Annotated in this window: 22 protein-coding genes and 1 pseudogene; 11 read left to right on the top strand and 12 right to left on the bottom strand. The window is 60.0% G+C overall.

From position 1 onward, the window contains the following. The 4 genes from FJQ55_RS20005 to traI are packed head-to-tail and all read right to left on the bottom strand — an operon-like array spanning position 1 to position 2249. Positions 1 to 285 carry a conjugal transfer protein TrbD gene (locus tag FJQ55_RS20005; protein ID WP_140831292.1) on the bottom strand — a complete coding sequence of 95 codons (285 nt, stop codon included), beginning with the start codon at positions 283 to 285 and terminating at the stop codon, positions 1 to 3. Beyond that, positions 282 to 659, bottom strand: coding sequence for a TrbC/VirB2 family protein (locus FJQ55_RS20000; protein ID WP_140831290.1), 378 nt, complete (start codon positions 657 to 659; stop codon positions 282 to 284). The genes FJQ55_RS20005 and FJQ55_RS20000 overlap by 4 nt, the downstream gene beginning before the upstream one ends. Beyond that, positions 649 to 1620: a P-type conjugative transfer ATPase TrbB gene (gene trbB, locus FJQ55_RS19995; protein WP_140831288.1), complete on the bottom strand. Its 972-nt coding sequence runs from the start codon at positions 1618 to 1620 to the stop codon at positions 649 to 651. The genes FJQ55_RS20000 and trbB overlap by 11 nt, the downstream gene beginning before the upstream one ends. Before the next feature lie 2 nt (positions 1621 to 1622). Next, positions 1623 to 2249 carry an acyl-homoserine-lactone synthase gene (gene traI / locus FJQ55_RS19990; RefSeq protein ID WP_140831286.1) on the bottom strand — a complete coding sequence of 209 codons (627 nt, stop codon included), beginning with the start codon at positions 2247 to 2249 and terminating at the stop codon, positions 1623 to 1625. Between the two features lie 282 nt (positions 2250 to 2531). Here traI and FJQ55_RS19985 point away from each other — a divergent pair, with 282 nt between their 5' ends. The 3 genes and pseudogenes from FJQ55_RS19985 to FJQ55_RS23725 all read left to right on the top strand — a co-directional run. Further along, the gene (locus FJQ55_RS19985; protein ID WP_140831284.1) at positions 2532 to 3464 is read left to right on the top strand and encodes a recombinase family protein; all 933 of its coding nucleotides are present in this window, start codon (positions 2532 to 2534) and stop codon (positions 3462 to 3464) included. Between the two features lie 919 nt (positions 3465 to 4383). Then, positions 4384 to 4650, top strand: a complete 267-nt coding sequence (locus FJQ55_RS19980) for a PepSY domain-containing protein (RefSeq protein WP_246085210.1) — start codon at positions 4384 to 4386, stop codon at positions 4648 to 4650. 210 nt (positions 4651 to 4860) lie between these two features. Continuing rightward, positions 4861 to 5189 (top strand): annotated as a pseudogene (locus FJQ55_RS23725) (transposase); the annotation flags it as partial. 103 nt (positions 5190 to 5292) lie between these two features. Here the strand turns inward: FJQ55_RS23725 and FJQ55_RS19970 are convergent. Then, a complete protein-coding gene (locus FJQ55_RS19970) occupies positions 5293 to 6924 on the bottom strand; it encodes a phosphoethanolamine transferase (protein WP_342781727.1) in 1632 nt (543 codons plus the stop codon). A gap of 204 nt (positions 6925 to 7128) precedes the next feature. Here FJQ55_RS19970 and FJQ55_RS19965 point away from each other — a divergent pair, with 204 nt between their 5' ends. Genes FJQ55_RS19965 through FJQ55_RS19955 form a run of 3 tightly spaced genes read left to right on the top strand, consistent with a single transcriptional unit; the run spans position 7129 to position 10850 of the window. After that, positions 7129 to 8625 carry a sugar ABC transporter ATP-binding protein gene (locus FJQ55_RS19965; protein WP_140831282.1) on the top strand — a complete coding sequence of 499 codons (1497 nt, stop codon included), beginning with the start codon at positions 7129 to 7131 and terminating at the stop codon, positions 8623 to 8625. Between the two features lie 15 nt (positions 8626 to 8640). Next, on the top strand, positions 8641 to 9708 hold the full coding sequence (locus FJQ55_RS19960) for an ABC transporter permease (protein ID WP_140831280.1): 1068 nt from the start codon (positions 8641 to 8643) through the stop codon (positions 9706 to 9708). A gap of 41 nt (positions 9709 to 9749) precedes the next feature. After that, positions 9750 to 10850, top strand: a complete 1101-nt coding sequence (locus tag FJQ55_RS19955; RefSeq protein ID WP_140831278.1) for a substrate-binding domain-containing protein — start codon at positions 9750 to 9752, stop codon at positions 10848 to 10850. A gap of 97 nt (positions 10851 to 10947) precedes the next feature. Here FJQ55_RS19955 and FJQ55_RS19950 read toward each other — a convergent pair whose 3' ends face one another. The 5 genes from FJQ55_RS19950 to FJQ55_RS19930 form a co-directional block, all read right to left on the bottom strand. Further along, positions 10948 to 11961, bottom strand: coding sequence for a LacI family DNA-binding transcriptional regulator (locus FJQ55_RS19950; RefSeq protein WP_140831276.1), 1014 nt, complete (start codon positions 11959 to 11961; stop codon positions 10948 to 10950). 115 nt (positions 11962 to 12076) lie between these two features. After that, positions 12077 to 12409, bottom strand: a complete 333-nt coding sequence (locus FJQ55_RS19945; RefSeq protein ID WP_140831274.1) for a hypothetical protein — start codon at positions 12407 to 12409, stop codon at positions 12077 to 12079. Next, the gene (locus tag FJQ55_RS19940) at positions 12406 to 13293 is read right to left on the bottom strand and encodes an NAD(P)-dependent oxidoreductase (protein ID WP_140831272.1); all 888 of its coding nucleotides are present in this window, start codon (positions 13291 to 13293) and stop codon (positions 12406 to 12408) included. Before FJQ55_RS19940 ends, FJQ55_RS19945 begins: the two co-directional genes overlap by 4 nt. Next, positions 13290 to 13799: a gluconokinase gene (locus tag FJQ55_RS19935; RefSeq protein WP_246085209.1), complete on the bottom strand. Its 510-nt coding sequence runs from the start codon at positions 13797 to 13799 to the stop codon at positions 13290 to 13292. Before FJQ55_RS19935 ends, FJQ55_RS19940 begins: the two co-directional genes overlap by 4 nt. Position 13800: 1 nt before the next feature. Continuing rightward, positions 13801 to 14559 (bottom strand): SDR family oxidoreductase, encoded by a 759-nt coding sequence (locus tag FJQ55_RS19930; RefSeq protein ID WP_140831268.1) that lies wholly within the window; start codon positions 14557 to 14559, stop codon positions 13801 to 13803. Between the two features lie 96 nt (positions 14560 to 14655). Between FJQ55_RS19930 and FJQ55_RS19925 the strand changes: the two genes are divergently transcribed. Further along, positions 14656 to 15603: a 2-hydroxyacid dehydrogenase gene (locus FJQ55_RS19925; RefSeq protein WP_140831266.1), complete on the top strand. Its 948-nt coding sequence runs from the start codon at positions 14656 to 14658 to the stop codon at positions 15601 to 15603. Positions 15604 to 15614: 11 nt separating this feature from the next. After that, entirely contained in the window at positions 15615 to 16652 is a 1038-nt protein-coding gene (locus FJQ55_RS19920; protein WP_140831265.1) for an L-idonate 5-dehydrogenase, read from the top strand. 73 nt (positions 16653 to 16725) lie between these two features. Here the strand turns inward: FJQ55_RS19920 and FJQ55_RS19915 are convergent, their stop codons facing one another. Next, positions 16726 to 17145: a GlcG/HbpS family heme-binding protein gene (locus tag FJQ55_RS19915; protein WP_140831264.1), complete on the bottom strand. Its 420-nt coding sequence runs from the start codon at positions 17143 to 17145 to the stop codon at positions 16726 to 16728. An 80-nt stretch (positions 17146 to 17225) separates the two neighbouring features. Here FJQ55_RS19915 and FJQ55_RS19910 point away from each other — a divergent pair, with 80 nt between their 5' ends. Further along, the gene (locus tag FJQ55_RS19910; RefSeq protein WP_140831262.1) at positions 17226 to 18113 is read left to right on the top strand and encodes an SMP-30/gluconolactonase/LRE family protein; all 888 of its coding nucleotides are present in this window, start codon (positions 17226 to 17228) and stop codon (positions 18111 to 18113) included. A 32-nt stretch (positions 18114 to 18145) separates the two neighbouring features. On the opposite strand, the gene phnF is transcribed toward FJQ55_RS19910, so the two are convergent. Continuing rightward, positions 18146 to 18868, bottom strand: coding sequence for a phosphonate metabolism transcriptional regulator PhnF (gene phnF / locus FJQ55_RS19905; RefSeq protein ID WP_246085208.1), 723 nt, complete (start codon positions 18866 to 18868; stop codon positions 18146 to 18148). A 99-nt stretch (positions 18869 to 18967) separates the two neighbouring features. Between phnF and phnG the strand changes: the two genes are divergently transcribed. Further along, positions 18968 to 19438 carry a phosphonate C-P lyase system protein PhnG gene (gene phnG, locus FJQ55_RS19900; RefSeq protein WP_140831260.1) on the top strand — a complete coding sequence of 157 codons (471 nt, stop codon included), beginning with the start codon at positions 18968 to 18970 and terminating at the stop codon, positions 19436 to 19438. Further along, positions 19438 to 20046, top strand: a complete 609-nt coding sequence (phnH, locus tag FJQ55_RS19895; protein WP_140831259.1) for a phosphonate C-P lyase system protein PhnH — start codon at positions 19438 to 19440, stop codon at positions 20044 to 20046. The genes phnG and phnH overlap by 1 nt, the downstream gene beginning before the upstream one ends. Position 20047 lies beyond the last annotated feature (1 nt).

Raw genomic sequence — 20047 nt, 5'->3', positions numbered from 1 at the left:
CTAGTACTTGCGCCACGGTGCGGCCGTCGGCCGGTAGTGGGATTTGTAGGAAATGTGACGGGCATAGACCTGCCGCATTAGCGGGTCGGATTTGGCCATCATGCGAAGCAGACCAAGGATGACGATCCAGACGGCCACGCCAAAGAGCGCCGAATAGACCGTCAGCACCACGAAGATCAGGATCACGGCCGCAAGCGCAGTGATCAACACCAGCTCACGGTCGGCACCCATCAAGAGGTTCGGTCGGGACAGCGCACGATGGATACGATTGCGGTGAAGGCTCATAGCGCCCCCTCCCGTTCTCTGCTCTGATCAGGCCCAATAATCTGCTCGGCCGTGACGCCAATCGAGGCGCCTGTCGCGCCGAAGAGACCGACAATCGTTGTTGCGCCAAGTAAAATGCCGGCGACCAGCACTACGTAGACCAGTCTGCGAGCGAAGTCGTTGAGCTCACCACCGAAGATGAGCATGCCTCCGGCAATGGCGACTGCGGCAAGTGCGATATAGCCCGCAACCGGACCAGTGATGGACTCCTGGATCTGCTCAAGTGGTCCTTCCCAGGGAAGGCTTCCGCCTGAACTGGCAAAAGTTGGTGATGCAACGGCGATCGCTGCGATAGCAATAGCCGCAATGGTTAGGGCTGACTTCTCAAGCTGCATCGCGGCTGTCCTCGGCATAAGCTTCAGTTAGGTACTGCCCCCCGGCAAAGCGGGTCACATGACGGATCTCATTGACCTGGCGTCCTTTGGCCGTTCGTTCGATAGAAATGATAAGATCGACCGCATCTCCGATGACTGCCTGCATCGGTTGATGACTGGCCTCGGCTGTTAGCTGTTCTAAGCGCTGCAACGCCGATCGTGCGCTGTTTGCATGGATTGTTGCGACCCCGCCGGGGTGTCCCGTGTTCCAGGCCTTGAGCATAGTCAGTGCTGCGCCGTCGCGAACCTCGCCGACGATGATCCGATCTGGTCTCAAGCGCATCGTGCTTTTCAAGAGACGCGACATGTCGACGGCGTCGCTGGTGTGCAGGCTTACTGCGTTGTGCGCGGCGCATTGAATCTCAGCGGTGTCTTCCAAAATGACCAAACGGTCATCGGGGGAACTCGCAACGATCTCGGCGATGATGGCGTTTGTCAGCGTGGTCTTGCCCGATCCCGTGCCGCCGGCAACCAGGATATTGAGCTTCGAAGCAATTGCACTTCGAATGACGTCGGCATGCTTTGCGGTCATCACATTACTGGACACATAGTCGTCGAGCGGTATGAGGCGCGACGCTCGACGGCGGATGGTGAAAGACGGGCCTGAAACGACGGGAGGGAGTAGTCCTTCAAAGCGGTGCCCCCCGATTGGCAGTTCGCCTGAAACGATCGGGCGATCATCATCGACCTCGGAGTTCAGAACATGAGCGACGCTGCCGATGACGGTTTCTGCCGCAGACCGTGTCATCTCTCCTGCTGCGGCCATTCCGTGACCGAGCCTTTCGATGAACAGCCGACCGTCAGGGTTCAGCATGATCTCAACGACACCGGGGTCTTCGAGCGCAATACAAAGTTGATCTCCCAACGCGTTCTGCAGTTTGCTGACGAGGCGGGGAAGTGAACGGTTTTGGGTGCCGAGCATGATCAGACCACCTCCTTTTTGGAGATTGGCAGGTTTGACGAATAGATGCCGGGGCGAAGGCGATCGAAGCTCTCCCAGTTTGCGGGAAGCACTCCGGCGATACTTCGCGTCTCATTGATTTGGACGGGTGAGCCTAGGCGCTTTAGCGGCCAGCCAGCGCGACGAAGGATACGCTCCAACCGGACGTCCGTTGCGGTCACGACCTCGGAGTACCCATTAAGTATGCTCCACTCGACAATACCGGCGAACATCGCGAGCGTCGCTGTGTGAAGGCCCGCCTGTTGTTGCTTTCCAGCGGCTTTCGTATCCACGCAAAATCGAGAACTTTCGATCATGCGGGCATGAGTTCGCAAATGCGCGTTTTCTAGGAGCTGCGGAAACACCTTCTCCAACATCGTGCCGTTTGTCGCGGGCAAGAGGCGCGCACATCCTATCACTGCATCTGAACAGTCGAGGCAAAGAATATAAGTCGGGTTCAGCTCATCGAAGCTGTCTACCTCGAGCCCGGATGTGCAAGGCACGTTCCAAGCCAGTCTGCCGCAGAAAACCCGGGCGCGGAGACGTTGCATCTCGTGAATGAGGCAGTGTTCCGGTTCGTTCTTTGGCTTCGTGATCGCGACGATGCGCATCGAGCAAATCTCCCCTGCTGTGGTGGTGCGAGGAGCTTTGCCGGGGCATCCAGCTTCGATCTACTGACAAAAGTGTTAGTCGCAGTTAGTTTAGGCGACGCTATGTAACATTGGCGTGCTGGCGGATGGCCAGAGCCGGCTCGGTCTATCTGAAAAGTCTAAGGCGCTTGATGGTAAGCGCTGTTGTCTCCTTGTCTTGCCCCACAATGAGCGTGTTCTCCGCCAAAAACTGAGCCTATAGTTCGCGATACCGTAGACCTCCATCGTCTTTCGGAGGCCGATATGTGCAAGAGAGTGGTCATATACGCGCGTTACTCAACAGATCAGCAGAACCCTGCGTCCATTGAAACCCAGATCGATTTGGCAACGCCATTTGTTTTGGAGCGTGGGTGGACACTCTGTCAGACATTTGTAGATGCAGGGGTAAGCGGCGTTAGCTTCGATACAAGGCCAGGTCTTCAGGCAACCTTGCAGGGGGCGCGAGATGGCTCATTCGAGGTCCTTCTCTGCCTGACGCTTGATCGGCTATCGCGAGACTTCGAACACAGCGCCAAAGTGCTGAAGTTACTGCACTTTCATGAGGTCGAGCTCTGGACCGTTCATGGTAGCTCGCAGGTGTCGTCAATGGAGCTTGGCCTTCGGGCCGTCCTCAACAGCGAAATGCTGGAGCAGGTCCGATATCGCACAAGAGAAGGGATGAAGACGGTAGCAAAAAAGGGACGAGTGCCCGGCGGCATTTGCTACGGCTACGTGATCAAAAAGGTACTTGGAGCAGACGGCGAGCCTATTCGTGGCCTGAGAAACATCAATCCCGACGAAGCCAATGTCATTGTTTGGATTTTCGAACAGTATGCAAAGGGCTCTAGTCCAGACGCAATCGCCGACGAACTCAACAAGAAAGGTGTAGTTGGCCCTCGCGGGCAGGCTTGGCGAGGAACGGCGATCAGAGGCCACCGGCGAAGAGGGACCGGGATTTTGAACAATGAGTTGTACATTGGCCGCTTGGTGTTCAATAGGTTCGTATACCGAAAGAACCCGGTAAGCGAACGCCGGGTGTCCCGGCTAAACTCGCCAGAACAGCATATCGTGCAGGAGATTCCAGAACTGCGTATCGTCTCAGACGCGTTGTGGAAGAGGGTGAAGCGACGGCAAGCTAATGGGAAACGCGCGAATGCCCGTCGGCTTACGGGCAGGTCTAGTCAGTTACCTCTCTAGAGTTCACGGTTGAGGTTCAATAGACGGGGCGGAGCCGACCAGATGTGCACGCCAATGGCCAGATCAGGTCCAGGCGCGGATCGTTCACAAGAGTTTATTGCGCCGAGGCGCGAAGGTTACTCAAGTCGGAGTGGCTGGGGGGATCAAGGGCAACTACTTGTGCGTTGCGCACGCGGGCGCGGCAGGGAATTTGGTTTTGCCAGGCTCGTGAACACACCGTGCAGCTTGCGGCCAAAGTTGTAGAGCTGTGCACCCTAGCTGTCAGCGAAAAATAGCTCAGCCGGGCTTTGCATATTTTTCCGGGCCGGCATTGCGACACGCCGTGCAAACTTCGGCCCTACTGGGACGACGAGTAGCATAAGCTCGGATCGAACTAACCCGTTGAATAATCAATCTGACAAGATTGCAGGAAGCCGGCACTCATCCAAACTCAGATCACCTTTCAGCCTCCGAGCTCCAACTTTGAAGTGCAGGAAATGCATGAAACGCCAATGACATAATTGAAACGACCAGCAGTATTGGAGGCCAAATCAAACATGCAAGGATGCCGAGGCGATTGACAACGCTCCAACCCTCCGAAGTCCGTTTGACATCGACGTAGATCTGGGTCGCCAGCAACGCGCAGACAACCACGTATAGCAGTATTAGAAATGTGTTCATTAGTTTGCCGCCGCCTTGTCGGGAATTTTAATATAATATGCTTAAAAGTTTCTTTGTCGATTACAAATTCTATCGGGCAGATATCTGGGTTAACGGGCTGGAGGCTTTGAGCAGCAATCAGCGTTGCCCAGTCTGAAGCAATCCAGCTTGATAGCAGATCGTCTGATTTCCGACAGTTTGGGTGCAATCTTCCCGCGGTTCAGGTGTCCGTCAGGTTTGGAGTTCATGTGGTAGGTGGAAGGCTCCAGAAGGTTCCTCCATGTATTGGTTCATATCGACTTTCATGATCGCAGCGGCTGCGGCGAACAGTGTCCACGCTTCAGTCTCGTGCGAAGTCCCGCTGGCGGATTGGCGGCCGCGCGAGGCCTTAAAGGCACAGCTTGAGGAGCATGGGTGGCGGGTCCGGTCGATCAAGGCCGAGGAAGGATGCTACGAGGCAGCCGCTACGGATGGCACAGGCCGTCACGTGATCGCGCAGTTTGATCCGCACAGCTTCAGGCCTCTCGACATCAGGCTTTCCGATTGAAAGCACCTTGGTCCAGCGACCGGAATTCCTACTTCAGATGGAGTAGCCGTTCTTCCGTGATCCTTACTACATCAAAAAACCCGGCCGTCATTAAATGATCCACAAAAGTTGGACACCCGGCATCGGGGGGCATGTCCAAGTACAGCACGGCATTAGAGCTGAGTGTGGTTGAGTATTGCGGTAGTGGCGTTCAGAGCTGCTCGGAGGTAAGTGCTCGGCACGGCATTGACCACGCTCGATGAAAAAGACAGGCCGATCCTGCATTTCGATCAGGGATGGCGGTGTCAGACGCCCGGCCTCAACCGAATGCTCGAAAGCCGCAACATCGCTCAAAGATGTCACGTAAGGGAAATTGCTTCGACAGCGCCGCCATGGAAAGCTTCTTCGCCACGCTCAAATCCAAGTGATTTTATCCTGGTCACTTCGAGAGCATCGACAGCCTGCGCGACAGCGTCGAGGACGACGTCTCCTATTACAACAACGAACGCAACAGGCTGAAACTCAAAGGGCTGAGCCCTGTTCAATACAGGACCCAGCCCTTAAATCATCGAACCTTACAGGGTCAGTTCCTTATGGCCGGGCTTGGATTATACGCTGCTGTAGCCCCGGCGTGTCGGGCGGGATGAACCGCTCCCTCTCGGCTCAGCTTGCCGCCTGTTTACAATTCGTCACGACATCCAGCGTCGGGTCTCGCACCTCCGTCTCGACGTGCATCATTCCGAGCACGGTGTGGAAGAGATTGTCATGCGATGCAGGCTCTGCCGTTTTTTCGGTGAGGCAGGTGGTGTCGATAGCAGCCTTTGCCGTCGAACCCAGCCAAAGAACGAAGGGGATGTGGGTCTGCTGGCTCGGCGCGAACATATAGGGCGTGCCGTGCAGGTAAAGCCCGTTTTCACCCAGCGATTCGCCGTGGTCCGACATGTATATCATCGAGGCGTCTATATCAGCGTCGCGCGCGTTCAGCTTGTCGATGATCGATGACAAGATGAAGTCGGTGTAAAGCAGCGCATTGTCATAGGCGTTGGTGATGGTTTCCGGCGTGCAGTCCTTGAATTCGACGGTGCGGCAGTCGGGCATGAACTTGCGGAACTTCTCGGGGTAGCGCGCATAATAGGCCGGGCCATGATTGCCGAGCTGGTGGAGAATGAGGACGGAATCGCCCTTCACGCTATCGAGCCAGCCATCGACCTTGTCGAGCATGATCTCGTCGAGACACTCACCGTTCGTGCAATAGCGCGGATCCTTCATCTTGAAGAAGTCCTGACTGCCGATACGGTCGGCAACATTCTTGTCGCCGGTGTTGTTGTCCCACCATTCTGTTCGCACGCCCGCATGCCCGAGCACATCCACGAGGTTCTCCGTCGCTAGCGCCTTGGCATGGGAATACTGGCTGCGGGTGTAGCGGGAAAACATGCAAGGCACTGAAATCGCGGTGGCCGTACCGCAACTGGATGTATCCTTGAAATAGAAGATATCGCGCTTGGACAGTTCCGGATTGGTCTCGCGCTCGTAGCCGTCGAGCTGGAAGTTTTGCGCCCGCGCCGTTTCCCCGACCACGATGATCGTGACACGGGGTTTACGTGCCCCAGGCACAAAGGCATCGGTGACTTTTGCGTCGAGGCCGATCGGTTCGGCTTTGATATTGGCCTCTTCCGTCGATTTGACGCCGTAGCTGATGGCGGCGCCAATGGGAAAGATCGGATTCAGGCTGCGGAACCAGTCGCGGTGTTCCCGGATGTTGAAGATGATCGTGCCGCTGTTCGAGGCGCCCGCCCCGGCCAGAACGAGGACGGCCGGCACGATCACCGCGAGGTTCCGAACAACCTTACGGAGCAGCGTTCGATGCTTGACCTCGACCCAAATCACCAGGAGCGACGGCAGGAGCCCGTAGAGTGCGACATGGAGAAGGAAGGTCGGTGTAATCAGGTGGCCGGCTTCCGGGCCAGTCGTTTCTGCCGCATTGCGGATCATCTCGCTGTCGATCACCACGCCAAACTGTTCCATGAACCAGGCCGACGTTGTCGCGGTCAGGATCAGGAAGATTAGGACCGGCTTGATCACGTATTTAGCGGAAAAGGTCACGAGGATCGCGACGAAGCCGGCGAAGAGACCAATCGCGAGGCAGACCAGTGCGAAAGTTTCACCCGACAGATAGGTCGCCGACTTGTGCCAGAAGGTAGCGTTCAAGAATACGAGCAGATAGGCGGAGACGATAATGCTCAGCCATTCGCTGCTTATGCGGGGTCGGGGGATGGATCTGAACAAGGTCGGCAATGCAAATTCCTTAAGCGGCGTACATGTTGCGCGAAGCACTGGCGCAGAAAGCTGACACGCACCTGAACGAGGCCGAGATCGGTGCCTTACGGCCTTCGCCAACTCACCGAGGCAAGGCGGTTTAATTCAGCAGACCGTCATCCCGCTTGACAGGCATGTTATCGATAACATAATCTCCTTTGAAGTTGGCTTTGGGAGGAGCAAATGGAGGACGAACCGCTTCTGGCGTTTCAGAACGTCTCGAAGGAATTTGGGGGCACCAGGGCCCTGACGGATGTGTCGCTCGATCTCCACAAGGGGGAAATTCTCGCGCTTCTCGGAGAAAATGGAGCCGGCAAATCCACACTCATCAAGACGCTTGCGGGGATCTACAGGCCCGATGGTGGCCAGATTCTGTTTCGCGGACAGCCTTACAATCACTGCCCGCCCAAGCCCAATACTCGTCAGTCGGTCGCCTTCATTCACCAGGATCTGGGGCTGATCGAATGGATGACGGTCAGCGAAAATGTCGGCTTGGCTCAAGGCTTTTCGATACGCAACCGGTTGATCGACTGGGGTGGCACGGAACGTCGCACTGCCGAAGCCTTGCGAATGGTCGGCTGCGACTTCGACCCGTCAACCCGCGTTCAGGACCTGACGAGGACGGAAAAGTCGCTCGTTGCCATTGCGCGGGCGCTGGCTGTCGAGGCCGACGTGCTGGTCTTGGACGAGCCGACAGCGAGCCTGCCTGCAGACGAAGTGGAACGCCTGTTCAAGGCGATCCGGCCGTTGAAAGAGCGCGGTGTGGCGATGATTTATGTGTCTCACCGTCTGGACGAGATTTTCCGCATCGCCGACCGTGTCGCGGTGCTGCGCGACGGGCGCCTCGTCGGCCAGTCCCGCGTCCAGGACACAAATTCCGACGAACTGATCCGCATGATCGTCGGGCGCAAGGCGGACCAGATGTTCGCCAAGGCTGACAGCGTGGCCGGTGCGCCGCTTGTCACGGTGCGCAATCTTCAATGCCGGGGCGCAGGTCCTGTCTCCTTCGATCTACGCAAAGGCGAGTTGCTCGGCCTCGTTGGTCTGCGCGGTGCCGGCCAGGAACTGGTCGGCCGGGCTCTGTTCGGGGCCGAACCGTCGGTTGGCGAGGTCAAGATCCATGGCGCGAGCCCGGATCTCACCGACACCGTCTCGGCAGTCCGCTCCGGTATTGGCCTGATCGCTCGCGATCGCACGGAGGAGTCGGTCGCAATGGCTCTCAGCCTTAGGGAAAACACCTTCATCAATCCAAAGGCGTCCGGTCGTTCCCTCTTTAACTTCATGTCGCACAAGCGCGAGGCGGAACTTGCCCATGCCCTCGGTGAAACTGTGGGGCTTCGTCCCAATGACCAGTCGCTTGCCATCGAGGCGCTCTCGGGTGGCAACCAGCAGAAGGTCGTGGTCGGGCGGTGGCTGTCGACCGGTCGCAAGCTGCTGATTGCTGAAGATCCGACTGCCGGTGTCGATGTCGGCGCCAAGGCCGATATCTACCGCCTCATCGCAAGAGCCGTCGAGGAAGGGCTGGCGGTGCTCGTCATCTCCACCGACTTCGAGGAAATCGCCCATATCTGCCATCGCGCCCTCGTCTTTTCCCGCGGACAGATCGTCCGGGAACTGAGCGGTGCCGCTCTTACAACCACGGCCGTCATTGCCGCAGCCTCCGCTTCCGAAGCGGCCTGACCGGGAGATTTGCCCATGAATTCGATCCAATCCACAGCGCTTGAACCGACCAAGGCCGAGATGAAGGGCATGAGCACGACCGACAAGTGGCTACGGCTCACCCCCGTTTACGGTCTCGTCATCCTGACCGTGTTGCTCATCCTATTCTTCTCGCTGCTTCTGCCGGACACCTTCCCGACGGTCTTGAACCTGCGCTCCATCGTCGCCAACAAGACGATCATTGCGATCTTGTCGCTTGCAGCCATGATCCCGATGGCTGCAGGTCGCATCGATCTCACCATCGGTTATGGCATCGTGCTCTGGCATATCCTCGCGATCAGCCTGCAGACGATGTACGGCTTCCCCTGGCCGGTCGCCGTGCTGGTCGTACTGCTGCTGGGCGCCGCCACCGGCTTCCTCAACGGCGTCCTTGTCGAAGTGGCGAAGATCGACAGCTTCATCGCGACGCTCGGAACAGGCACGGTCATCTATGCTCTGGCGCTGTGGCACACCGGCGGCCGTCAGATGATTGGGGTGCTTCCGGAGGGCTTCTATGCGCTGAACGGCACCATGCTGTTCGGCCTGCCGATCACCGGCTTCTATGTGCTGGCACTCGCCATCGTGATGTGGATCATCCTCGAATACACGCCGATCGGCCGCTACGTCTATGCCATCGGCGCCAATCCGAAGGCGGCTGCCTTGAACGGCATCCCTGTCCGCCGCTTCGTCATCGCCGCCTTCATCGTCTCGGGCACGCTTTCGGCAGTTGCCGGCGTCCTGCTCGCCTCGAAGCTGCGTATTGGCCAGGCGAGCGTCGGTCTCGAATACCTGCTGCCGGCGCTGGTCGGCGCCTTTCTCGGTTCGACCACCATCAAGCCTGGCCGCGTCAATGTCTGGGGCACGATGACCGGCGTCATTATCCTTGCCGTCGGCATTGCCGGCATCCAGCAGCTCGGTGGCTCCTTCTTTGTCGAGCCATTGTTCAACGGCGTCACACTGCTGATCGCCATCGGCATTGCCGGCTATGCCCAGCGCCGCCGTGGGATCGCCCGCGCCGATATGAAGCCGGCCTCTGCCGCCGTCCAGACTGCCAAACCGGAATAAGAGACCAAGTTCAACCAGAGTTTCATTGGGAGGAGACCATCATGAAACGCAGAGACTTCCTGACTACCACAGCCGCGACTGTCATCGCCATTCTGGCAGCCGGCCCGGTACTCGCCGATGCAATGTCGGACGCTCAGGCCATTGTTGATAAATATGCCACCAAGGTCGACAAATGGGACGGCCCGACAACGGGTCCCAAGGCGCAAGAGGGCAAGTCCATCGTCGTCGTTGCCGCCGACATGAAGAATGGGGGGATCCTGGGCGTCACCAACGGTATCCAGGAAGCGGCAGCCGCGATCGGCTGGACGGTCACTGTGATCGACAGTGCCGGTTCGATCGATGGTCGCACCGCCGCCTTTGGCCAGGCCATGACGCTGAAGCCGAGCGGTATCATCATCAACGGCTTCGACGCCGTCGAGCAGAAACCGGCGATGGAAGCGGCGAAGGCTGCCGGCATCCCGATGGTCTCCTGGCACGCGGCACCCGCCGTCGGTCCGGTTCCTGAAGTCGGCGTCTTCGCCAATGTCACCACCGACGCCATGGAAGTCTCGAAGGCCGCGGCCAACTGGGCTTATGTCGATGCGGGCGGCAAGCCGGGCGTCATCATCTTCACAGACTCGACCTATGCAATCGCCATCGCCAAGGCCGACCGCATGAAGGAGGAGATCGAAAAGCTCGGTGGTACGGTGCTCGAATATGTCGACACGCCGATTGCCGAGACCTCGCAGCGCATGCCGCAGCTCACCACCACGCTTCTGCAGAAGTATGGTGAGAAATGGACTCACTCGCTCGCCATCAACGACATCTATTTCGACTTCATGGGCCCCTCGCTCGCAGCAGCCGGCATCGCCGGTGACGGCGCGCCGAAGAGTGTGGCCGCCGGTGACGGTTCGGAAGGCGCCTATCAGCGCATCCGCGCCAAGCAGTTCCAGTCGGTCACCGTTGCCGAGCCGCTGAACCTGCAGGGCTGGCAGCTGATCGACGAACTGAACCGTGCGCTCGCCGGTGAACAGTGGTCCGGCTACGTCTCGCCGCTCCATGTTGTCACCACGGCAAACGTCGAATTCGACGGCGGGCCGAAGAACACGTTCGACCCTGACAACGGCTACCGCGACGCCTACAAAGCGATCTGGGGCAAGTGACCGTCCAGAACTGAGATTGAATGAGGCGCGGGCATGTCCCGCGCCTTTATCGTTTCGGGCGGTATTGGTCGAGATCTGGAGCCGAGAGTGCGTTCGGTCAGCGCGTGCTTTCGCGCACGATCAGTTCCGGCTTGATGAGCACGTCGCCGACATCTTCTCTGCCGTTCAGAATGTCGATGAGAAGGGCGCCTGTACGCCTGCCGATTTCGCGCGCCTGGGCATCGATGGTGGTGAGCGTCGGCACACAGATGCTGCCGATTTCGTAAGCGCCGAACCCGCCGATGGCGATCTGCTCTGGAACGGAAATGCCCCGGCGTTGACATTCGGTGAGTGCGCCATAGGCCGACAGATCGGAGACGCAGATGACGGCTTCCGTATCGGGATAATCGGCGATCAGCCGCGCCATGGCGTTTGCCCCCTCGCGCATGGAAATTGGTGGTGGACCGGCCGCAATCAGCCGCGACGTATCAAGCCCATGCGCTTTCATCGCCTCGAGGAAACCGTGACGGCGATCGCTGCCGCGCGTGTCGCGTCCGGCATCACCGCCGATGAAGGCGATCCGGGTGTAACCCGCCCGGACGAAATGGTCGACCATCTCGCGCACCACCCCGGCATTGGAGAAGCCGACGAAATGGCCTATCGGTTCCGCCGGCGCATCCCAGGTCTCAATGACGGGGATATGAGCGTTTTCCAGCAGTTTGCGCCCGCGCGGCGTGTGTTTGCCCCCAGTCACCACAATGGCTTGGGGCTTACGCCGCAAGAGTTGCTCGATCAGCCGCTCCTCTTCCGCCATATCGTAATTGGTATAGCCAAGCAGGATCTGCATGTTGCGTGCAGCCAGCGTCTCGGAGAGCCCGCCCACCGTATCGGCGAAGTTGGCATTGTTCAGCGAGGGAATGGTGACGGCGACGAAATCGGTCTTTTGTGAGCGCAGGTTCGACGCGGTGGAATCAAAGACATAACCAAGCTCTTCTGCCGCCTGCAGGATGGCTTCGCGCGTTTCCTTACTGATCAGGCTGTCGGTCTTGAAGGCGCGCGAGACCGTCATGGGAGACACACCGGTCACCCGCGCAATATCCGCCATGGTGGGTGGCTTGCGAATCTGGCTCATATCCGCCCTTTGTTATCGATATCAGGGCACTACAGCGTGTTTGCCTCAGCAATGCAAGAAGGGAGACCTAGTCATCCCCATGCGGCAGTTTACGGCCTGCATGGGGATGCTCGATTCAGAGTGTGAACTCGTTGGCGAGCGTCACGTGATGATGGATGCGCCCGTCGAAGAAGCGTGCGAGCACGCTTTCGGTCGCAGCCCTGGCTTGGGTGCGCACAGGGCTCGCAAGGGCTGCGTCGACGGCGGCCAGATCCGGATAGTTGATCGCGAGGATCATCGGATATTCCGGTGCGCCATCGTCGCGGGCTTCGGCAAATGAGACCCGCACATCAAGTGCGCCCGGAAACTCTTTCCAGCGCGGCAGGATCTCCGCCATCACGGCGGCGCGAAAGGCCTCCGTCTGGCCCGGTTTGATGGTCCCTTCGAACAGGGCGTAACGTGTGATCATGGCTCCAACTTGCTCCTCGCTCCCTTGAAATATTCCATCAATGCCGCCTGGTCCTCGCCACCAAGGCCGGCGGCGGTCAGCATGCGGTGAACCTCGGCGCAGACGGCCGTCAGCGGCATCGTCGTATTCGTCCGGCGCGCCAGGTCCTGGGCGCCGTTCAGGTCCTTGACCATGTTGTCGATCCGCCCCGTCCGGCGATAATCGCGGGCGACGTAACGCGGCATGTATTCCTGAAGGATCGCGCTATCGGCCCGGCCACCCTTCAGCGCTTGTGGAATCTTGGCGGCATCGACGCCGGCATCGAGCGCCAATTGTGTGGCTTCCGCGACGGCGAGGAAGTTCAGACCGCACAGCACTTGGTTGATCAGCTTGGTCGTCTGGCCGGCGCCAACTGGACCCATATGGGTGTAGTTGCTGGCGACGTGCTTCAGCACGACATGGGCATCCGCCACGTCCTTCTCGCTGCCGCCGGCCATCAGGGTGAGCTGGCCGGTGAGCGCCTTGGGCGCGCCGCCGGAGAGCGGGCTGTCCACCCAGCGCAGTCCGCGTTCCGCCGCATCTGCCGCAATGTCTTTCGTCGCATCCGGATCGATCGAGGACATGTCGATGATCAATGTCCCGGCACGTGCGCCATCGGCCACGCCGCCTGTGCCAAGCACGGCGGCCCGTACGATCCTCGGGGCGTTGAGGCTGAGGATCACATAGTCGGACACGGAGGCCGCTTCGGCGGCAGAGGCGGCGGATGTCGCCCCAAGCGCCGTCAGCGCGGCGACCTTCTCCGGATCCAGATCGAAAACGGTCAGGGCATTGCCGGTCTTCACCAGCCGCGTACCGATCGCGCCGCCCATGGCACCAGCCCCGATCAGGGCAACCTTCAGGGTCATGTCCTGTCCTCCAATAATTGCGTCATCGCCTTGGCCACGAGATCGAGAAGCGGCGCTGCGATATTCAGCGTGATCGCGTCTTCGTCGGCGCCTGGTAGTTCAAGTGCTGCAAACTGGCTGTCGAGCAATGACATTGGCATGAAATGCCCCGGCCGTTTCGCCATGCGTTCGGCAATCAGCGACCGGCTGCCGGCACAATGGATGAAGGTGACAGGTCTCTCTGCGGTCTTTCGGATCAGATCGCGATAGGTGCGTTTGAGCGCCGAACAGCCAATCAGGATCGTGCCGGGATGTCCGGTCAGCGTTTCGCCGATTTTTGTCAGCCAGGGCCAGCGATCGTCGTCGGTCAGCGCAATGCCCGCACTCATCTTGGCGATGTTCTCGGCCGAATGCAGGTCGTCGCCGTCGAGGTAAGGCGCGCCCATGGCGGCACCAAGGGCTGCACCCACCGACGATTTTCCGCTTCCGGCAACACCCATCACGATGATCTTGCGGTTCCTCACCATCTCACAGCGAGACCGTGATGCCGCCGTCGACATAAAGGGTATGGCCGTTGACGAAGGTGGACGCGTCCGACGACAGGAAGATGCAGGCGCCGACCAGTTCTTCAACCTTGCCCCAGCGTCCGGCGGGAGTGCGCCTCTGCAGCCAGGCGGAGAACTCCGGATCGGCGACGAGGGCGGCATTCAGCGGCGTGTCGAAATAGCCCGGTGCTATCGCATTGCATTGCAGGCCGTGTTTAGCCCAGTCGGTCGCCATGCCCTTGGTCAGGTTGCCGACGGCGCCCTTGGTAGCCGTGTAGGGCGCGATCGAGGGGCGGGCCAGCGCCGTCTGGACGCTGGCGATGTTGATGATCTTGCCGCGACCGCGCTTGATCATGTGGCGGGCTGCAGCCTGGCCAACATTGAAGACGCTGGAGATGTTGGTTTTCAGCAGACGGTCGAATGCGTCCTGAGGGAACTCTTCGAGCGGCCCGCGATGCTGCATGCCGGCATTGTTGACGAGAATATCGATCGCGCCGTGCTCAGCTTCAAAACCGTCGATTGCGCTGCGGGCGGCCGCATGGTCTGTCACATCGAAAGTCAGGATTTGTACGGGTTTTGCAAACTGCGAGGATGCCTCGGCAAGTTTGGCCGGATCGCGGCCGTTGAGCACGATCTCAGCTCCGGCATCGCTGAGCCCTTTGGCGAGTGCAAGGCCGATGCCCTGTGACGAGCCGGTGACCAGCGCACGACGACCGTTCAGATCGAAAAGTTTGAGCGACATGGTTTCCTCCACATTTTGTCTCGACAAGCACCTGTGACCACGGTTATGTTATCGATAACATAAACTGTCAAGCCATTTCACCGGGAGGAGCCGACAATGACGAAACCCAGTATTCTGCAGATAGGTCCCTACCCGCAATGGGACGAGGAGCCTCTGAACGGAGCCTTCGCCGTCCATCGCTATTTCGAGGCAGAAGACAAGGCCGGTTTCCTTGCAAAGGTTGGGTCGGAGATCCGGGGCATTGCGACCCGTGGCGAACTCGGCGCCAACCGCGCCATGATCGAAGCCTGCCCCAACCTGGAGATCATCTCCGTCTATGGCGTCGGCTTCGATGCGGTCGACCTCGCAGCCTGCCGTGAGCGCGGCATCCGCGTGACCAACACGCCTGACGTCTTGACCAATGACGTCGCCGATCTCGGCGTCGCGATGATGCTCTGCCATTCCCGTGGCATGATTGGCGCGGAGACCTGGGTGAAGGACGGCAGCTGGGCTGCGAAGGGTCTCTATCCGCTCAAGCGCCGCGTCTGGGGACGCCGCGCCGGTGTGCTCGGTCTTGGCCGCATCGGCTTTGAGGTTGCCAAGCGCCTCAAGGGTTTCGACATGGAGATCGCCTATAGCGATGTCGGGCCGAAGTCGTTTGCGGAGGGCATGGAGTTCATTGCCGATCCGGTGAAGCTCGCCGAGCGCTCTGACTTCCTCTTCGTCACGCTCGCCGCCTCTGCGGACACGCGTCACATCGTCGGGCGCGAGGTCATTGCCGCACTCGGGTCTGAGGGCATGCTGATCAACATTTCCCGCGCTTCGAACATCGACGAAGAGGCTCTCCTGGACGCTTTGGAAAGCGGTAGCCTGGGATCGGCCGCGCTCGACGTCTTCGAAGGCGAACCGAAGCTCAACCCGCGCTTCCTGAAGCTCGACAACGTGCTCGTTCAGCCGCACCACGCCTCGGGCACGATCGAGACCCGCAAGGCGATGGGTCAGCTCGTGCGCGACAACCTGACCGCCCATTTCGCCGGCAATCCCCTGCCGACGCCTGTTCTGTAAGGAGCTGTCAGATGAGAGCCATCGTCGCCCATGCTGCCAAGGATGTCCGCATCGAGGAAACATCCGACACCGCCCCGGGTATTGGTGAAGTCCGCCTGCGGCTCGCCACCGGCGGGATCTGCGGCAGTGACCTGCATTACTACAATCACGGCGGCTTCGGCGCTGTCCGTCTGAAGGAGCCGATGATCCTTGGGCACGAAGTGTCCGCTATCGTCGAGGAGCTTGGCGCAGGCGTGACGGCGCCCGAGGTCGGCCAGCTGGTGGCCGTCTCCCCGTCCCGGCCCTGTCGCAGCTGCCGTTACTGCCAGGAGGGCCTGCACAATCAGTGCCTCAACATGCGCTTCTATGGCAGTGCCATGCCCTTCCCCCATATCCAGGGGGCCTTTCGCGAAAGCCTGGTCGCCGATGCCATCCAGTGCGTCGCGGCCGATGGCCTATCGGCCGGCGAAGCGGCCATGGCCGAACCGCTGGCGGTCACGCTGCATGCGACACGCCGCGCCGGCGAGATGCTGGGCAAGCGCGTGCTGGTCACGGGCTGCGGTCCGATCGGCGTCCTGTCGATCCTGTCCGCCAGACGGGCGGGTGCGAAGGAAATCGTTGCCACCGATCTCTCCGACTTTACGCTTGCCATAGCGAAGGCCGCCGGGGCCGACCGGGTGATCAATACGAAAGACGAGCCGGAAGCCCTGGCCGCCTATTCGGCTGACAAGGGCACATTCGATGTGCTCTATGAATGCTCGGGCGCAGCTGCAGCACTTTCCGGCGGCATTGCGGCGCTCCGCCCGCGCGGCGTCATCGTCCAGCTCGGTCTCGGCGGAGACATGAACCTGCCGATGATGGCGATCACCTCCAAGGAGCTGGAGCTGCGCGGCTCCTTCCGCTTCCACGAGGAGTTTGCGACAGGGGTCGAACTGATGCGCAAGGGGCTGATCGATGTGAAACCGCTGATCACCCATACCGTGCCGCTTTCCGACGCCATCTCGGCCTTCGAGATCGCCTCGGATCGCAGCCGGGCGATGAAGGCGCAGATCACCTTTTCGGCGGCGTGAACAAGGGCTTATAAGAAATCGATGCGGCGAGACCTGCCTGTCCCGCCGCCTCCAATGCTTCAGAGGATGGAAATCAAACGGCTTCGGCGCCGATTGCAGCCAGCGCCGCCTGAGCGACCACCTCGTCCTGCTCGCCAGAGCCGGAGCCGACGCCGATGGCGCCGACAAGCACACCTTTGATGCGGATCGGAAGTCCGCCTTTCAGGCCCGTGACTTCCCCTTGCGTGGCTCCGGCGATCAGCAGACGGGCATGCTCTGGAATGCTGGCACTCGGACCGTTGATCGAGGCGGCCGTGCGTGCCTTGGCCAGCGCACTTTTCAACGACAGGAAACGTGATCCAACCATCCGGAAGGAACTCAAGACGACGCCACTCGCATCGACGATGACGATGCATTGCGGTTGCTCCATGCCGGATGCGGCCTCGATCGCAGCCGACTGCATGGCGAGCACGCCGGCATCCGTCAGGCGGGCGCTGTCCTGTGTAAAGCTCATCTCGGTCACTCTCCTGCTTGCGGCAAAAACCGTTTATGTTATCGATATCACACCATGGACGCATGCGGGAGGCAATCGCAATGGCATTCTTCGAAGTCGTCGATCCGATCTTTGCTACCTATGTACTGGGTAACGCGCCCGTCAAGGAAATCGCGAGCGGCTTCGACTGGGTCGAAGGTCCCGTCTGGTTCGGTGACCTGAACTGCTTGATCTTTTCCGACATACCGAACAACCGCATGTATCGCTGGATACCCGACGTTGGCACGAGCGTGTTCCGCTCCCCTTCCAATTTCTCGAACGGCAATACCCGCGACCGGCAGGGCCGCTTGGTCACCTGCGAACATGGCGGGCGGCGCGTCACCCGCACCGAGATCGACGGATCGATTACCGTCATCGCGGACAGCTTTGAGGGAAAACGGCTAAACTCGCCCAACGATGTCATCGTCGCCTCGGATGGTGCGATCTGGTTCTCCGATCCCCACTATGGCATCTCGATGGATTACGAGGGGACGAAGTCCGAGCAGGAGCTGCCCTGCAATGTCTACCGCGTCGATCCCGATGGCTCGATCAAGGCTGTCCTGACCGACTTCAACGGCCCGAACGGGCTTTGCTTCAGCCCCGACGAAAAGCGACTTTACGTCGCCGATACCGGCCGCATCTTCACCCAGGATACGCGGCATATCCGTGTTTTCGATGTCGGGTCAGACTGGTCTTTGTCAGGTGGCGATGTAATTCACGCGATCGCACCTGGTTGCGCCGATGGTATGCGGGTCGATCAGGACGGCAACCTCTGGTCCTCGGCCGGTGACGGCGTGCACTGCATCGCCCCGGATGGCCGCCTTCTCGGCAAGATCTTCGTGCCGCAGACGGTTTCGAATGTCTGCTTTGGCGGGCGGCACAAACACGTGCTGTTCATCACCGCCTCGACCAGCGTCTATTCCATCGCGCTCAACCGGCGAGGGTGTTGAGAGATGCGTAGCCCCTCGCGTTCTTTGAGCAGTCAGCTGCGGATGGTGAACTGAACCCTGTCTGCCGGAAAACGCGTGATCGCATATTGGATGGGGCGGCCGGCCGTATCGGTGTTGAGTGCGTGCGTGACGAGCACAATGGCCCCTGGCGTCAGCTCAAGACTCGCCACGTCCTCGGGCTCCGCATGCACGGCGGAAATTTCTGTATATTCACGCAGATAGTCGTCGATGCCGAACCGGGCGAGCGCTTTCGTGATCGAGCCGGTCTCCGAGAAGGCGACATCGATGCCGGTGAACCGGTCGCACGGGAACCACATGGTTGAACGGGATACGGCGCGTCCATCGGCGAGGCGCATGCCGTCGAGCTTCACCACTATGTCGCCGGGTTCCAGGCCGAGGCGGTGGCGCACCTCGCTGGAGCCAGGCTCCAACTGCGCCGACAAGAGCACACCTTTCAGATCCCGTGCTTGGTCGCCGATACCTTCAGTAAACCGCGTGCGCTTCCCGATCGGAAAATCAAACTTGTCGCGGCGTTCGATCATGGTGCCGCGCCCTTGCGACGCCCGGACGATGCCTTCCTGCGCAAGAGCCGCCAGCGCTGCCCGGACAGTGTGCCGGTTGACCCCGAATTCCTGTGCCAGCATGGTTTCAGCCGGCAGCATGCCGGAGGCATCATAAAGGCCGGCTGCAATATTCGCGCGGATTCTGTCGGAGATCTGACGCCAGAGCGAGACGCCCTTCTGTTTCTGAATCACGGTCTACCTGCCCCTGTCATACCCTTGTCACGCGCTGCGTCTAAACATACACTAACTTGTATGGTTGTCTATATTAATAGACGTGTTTGAGGATGGTCCATGGACAGAGCCCCGCAGACTGTAGCGTCTAAGATGCCGGACCGAAAGCGCATCGTTGACCTTCTCGCCCGCGCAACGCGTGATGAAATGGAGAGCGCGATCAAAGACCACGGCGGCCTGCCGGACCATGTCTTGCTCCGCGGTCCGGACACGGGTCTTGTGATGATCCGTGGTCGGATCGGTGGGGGCGGCGCGCCATTCAACCTCGGCGAGGCCACCATGAGCCGTGCAAGCATTCGCCTCGCCGATGGCCGGATCGGCCATGGCTACCGACTGGGAACTGACCGCAAGGCTGTGACACTCGCGGCCATCATCGATGCCATCGCCCAGGAGGAGAGAGCCCGCACTGCACTCGATGCGGGTCTCTTTGCCGCGCTCGCGGACCGTGTGGTCGAAGAGGCGCTGCAGACCCGCAACGAGACAGCCGCCACCAAGGTGGACTTCTTCACAATGGTCAGGGGAGAAGACTGATGACCCATACGAATGAGAGCCTTGTCGGCGGTTTTGCCGATGCCGTTTTCAATGCCCAGACGGTGTTCCGTGCCGTCATGGGCGCCATGGCGCGTCCGGGAACTATAGGGTCTGCATTGCCGCAGGTTGCACCGCCCTCCCCGCTTGGCGCTGCGGCCGGCGCAATTCTTCTGACGCTCTGCGATCACGATACGCCCGTCTGGCTGAGCACGGCGCTGTCGAAGTCTGCTTTGCCCGGCTGGATCAGCTTCCACACCGGCGCGCCACTCACCTCAGAGAAGGCCGAGGCAAAGTTCGCCTTTGTCGACGCAGGCACGATTGTGCCGTCGCTGGCGCAATTTGCGCTCGGCAGCCAGGAGTATCCGGATCGCTCGACGACGCTGATTGTGGAGGTGCAGAGCCTGATCGGCGGTCCTGTCCTCCAGCTATCCGGCCCTGGCATCCGCGATACATCCGCAATTGCGCCGAAGGGCCTGGCGGAGACATTCCTGCGTCAATGGATGGATAACCGGGCGCTCTTCCCGCGTGGTGTCGATCTCGTGCTGGCCTCCGGCCGCGAGTTCCTCGCCCTGCCCCGTACCACCCAGATCAGCCAGATGGAGGCCTGAG

This window comes from Rhizobium glycinendophyticum (genome assembly GCF_006443685.1).
Lineage (GTDB): Bacteria > Pseudomonadota > Alphaproteobacteria > Rhizobiales > Rhizobiaceae > Allorhizobium > Allorhizobium glycinendophyticum.
Note: the sequence above shows the minus strand (reverse complement) of the source record. Positions and strands in the feature narration are given on the sequence as shown.

What these genes read in the sequence shown, in the direction of transcription:
- FJQ55_RS19930 (WP_140831268.1), bottom strand. Translation starts at nt 14,559, where the DNA reads ATGTCGCTCAAACTTTTCGATCTGAACGGTCGTCGTGCGCTGGTCACC.
- FJQ55_RS19950 (WP_140831276.1), bottom strand. Translation starts at nt 11,961, where the DNA reads ATGAGCCAGATTCGCAAGCCACCCACCATGGCGGATATTGCGCGGGTG.
- FJQ55_RS19945 (WP_140831274.1), bottom strand. Translation starts at nt 12,409, where the DNA reads ATGATCACACGTTACGCCCTGTTCGAAGGGACCATCAAACCGGGCCAG.
- FJQ55_RS19920 (WP_140831265.1), top strand. Translation starts at nt 15,615, where the DNA reads ATGAGAGCCATCGTCGCCCATGCTGCCAAGGATGTCCGCATCGAGGAA.
- phnH (WP_140831259.1), top strand. Translation starts at nt 19,438, where the DNA reads ATGACCCATACGAATGAGAGCCTTGTCGGCGGTTTTGCCGATGCCGTT.
- FJQ55_RS20000 (WP_140831290.1), bottom strand. Translation starts at nt 659, where the DNA reads ATGCAGCTTGAGAAGTCAGCCCTAACCATTGCGGCTATTGCTATCGCA.
- traI (WP_140831286.1), bottom strand. Translation starts at nt 2,249, where the DNA reads ATGCGCATCGTCGCGATCACGAAGCCAAAGAACGAACCGGAACACTGC.
- FJQ55_RS19980 (WP_246085210.1), top strand. Translation starts at nt 4,384, where the DNA reads ATGTATTGGTTCATATCGACTTTCATGATCGCAGCGGCTGCGGCGAAC.
- phnG (WP_140831260.1), top strand. Translation starts at nt 18,968, where the DNA reads ATGGACAGAGCCCCGCAGACTGTAGCGTCTAAGATGCCGGACCGAAAG.
- FJQ55_RS19960 (WP_140831280.1), top strand. Translation starts at nt 8,641, where the DNA reads ATGAATTCGATCCAATCCACAGCGCTTGAACCGACCAAGGCCGAGATG.
- FJQ55_RS19935 (WP_246085209.1), bottom strand. Translation starts at nt 13,799, where the DNA reads ATGGTGAGGAACCGCAAGATCATCGTGATGGGTGTTGCCGGAAGCGGA.
- FJQ55_RS19915 (WP_140831264.1), bottom strand. Translation starts at nt 17,145, where the DNA reads ATGAGCTTTACACAGGACAGCGCCCGCCTGACGGATGCCGGCGTGCTC.
- trbB (WP_140831288.1), bottom strand. Translation starts at nt 1,620, where the DNA reads ATGCTCGGCACCCAAAACCGTTCACTTCCCCGCCTCGTCAGCAAACTG.
- FJQ55_RS19925 (WP_140831266.1), top strand. Translation starts at nt 14,656, where the DNA reads ATGACGAAACCCAGTATTCTGCAGATAGGTCCCTACCCGCAATGGGAC.
- FJQ55_RS19940 (WP_140831272.1), bottom strand. Translation starts at nt 13,293, where the DNA reads ATGACCCTGAAGGTTGCCCTGATCGGGGCTGGTGCCATGGGCGGCGCG.
- FJQ55_RS19965 (WP_140831282.1), top strand. Translation starts at nt 7,129, where the DNA reads ATGGAGGACGAACCGCTTCTGGCGTTTCAGAACGTCTCGAAGGAATTT.
- FJQ55_RS19910 (WP_140831262.1), top strand. Translation starts at nt 17,226, where the DNA reads ATGGCATTCTTCGAAGTCGTCGATCCGATCTTTGCTACCTATGTACTG.
- FJQ55_RS19955 (WP_140831278.1), top strand. Translation starts at nt 9,750, where the DNA reads ATGAAACGCAGAGACTTCCTGACTACCACAGCCGCGACTGTCATCGCC.
- FJQ55_RS20005 (WP_140831292.1), bottom strand. Translation starts at nt 285, where the DNA reads ATGAGCCTTCACCGCAATCGTATCCATCGTGCGCTGTCCCGACCGAAC.
- FJQ55_RS19985 (WP_140831284.1), top strand. Translation starts at nt 2,532, where the DNA reads ATGTGCAAGAGAGTGGTCATATACGCGCGTTACTCAACAGATCAGCAG.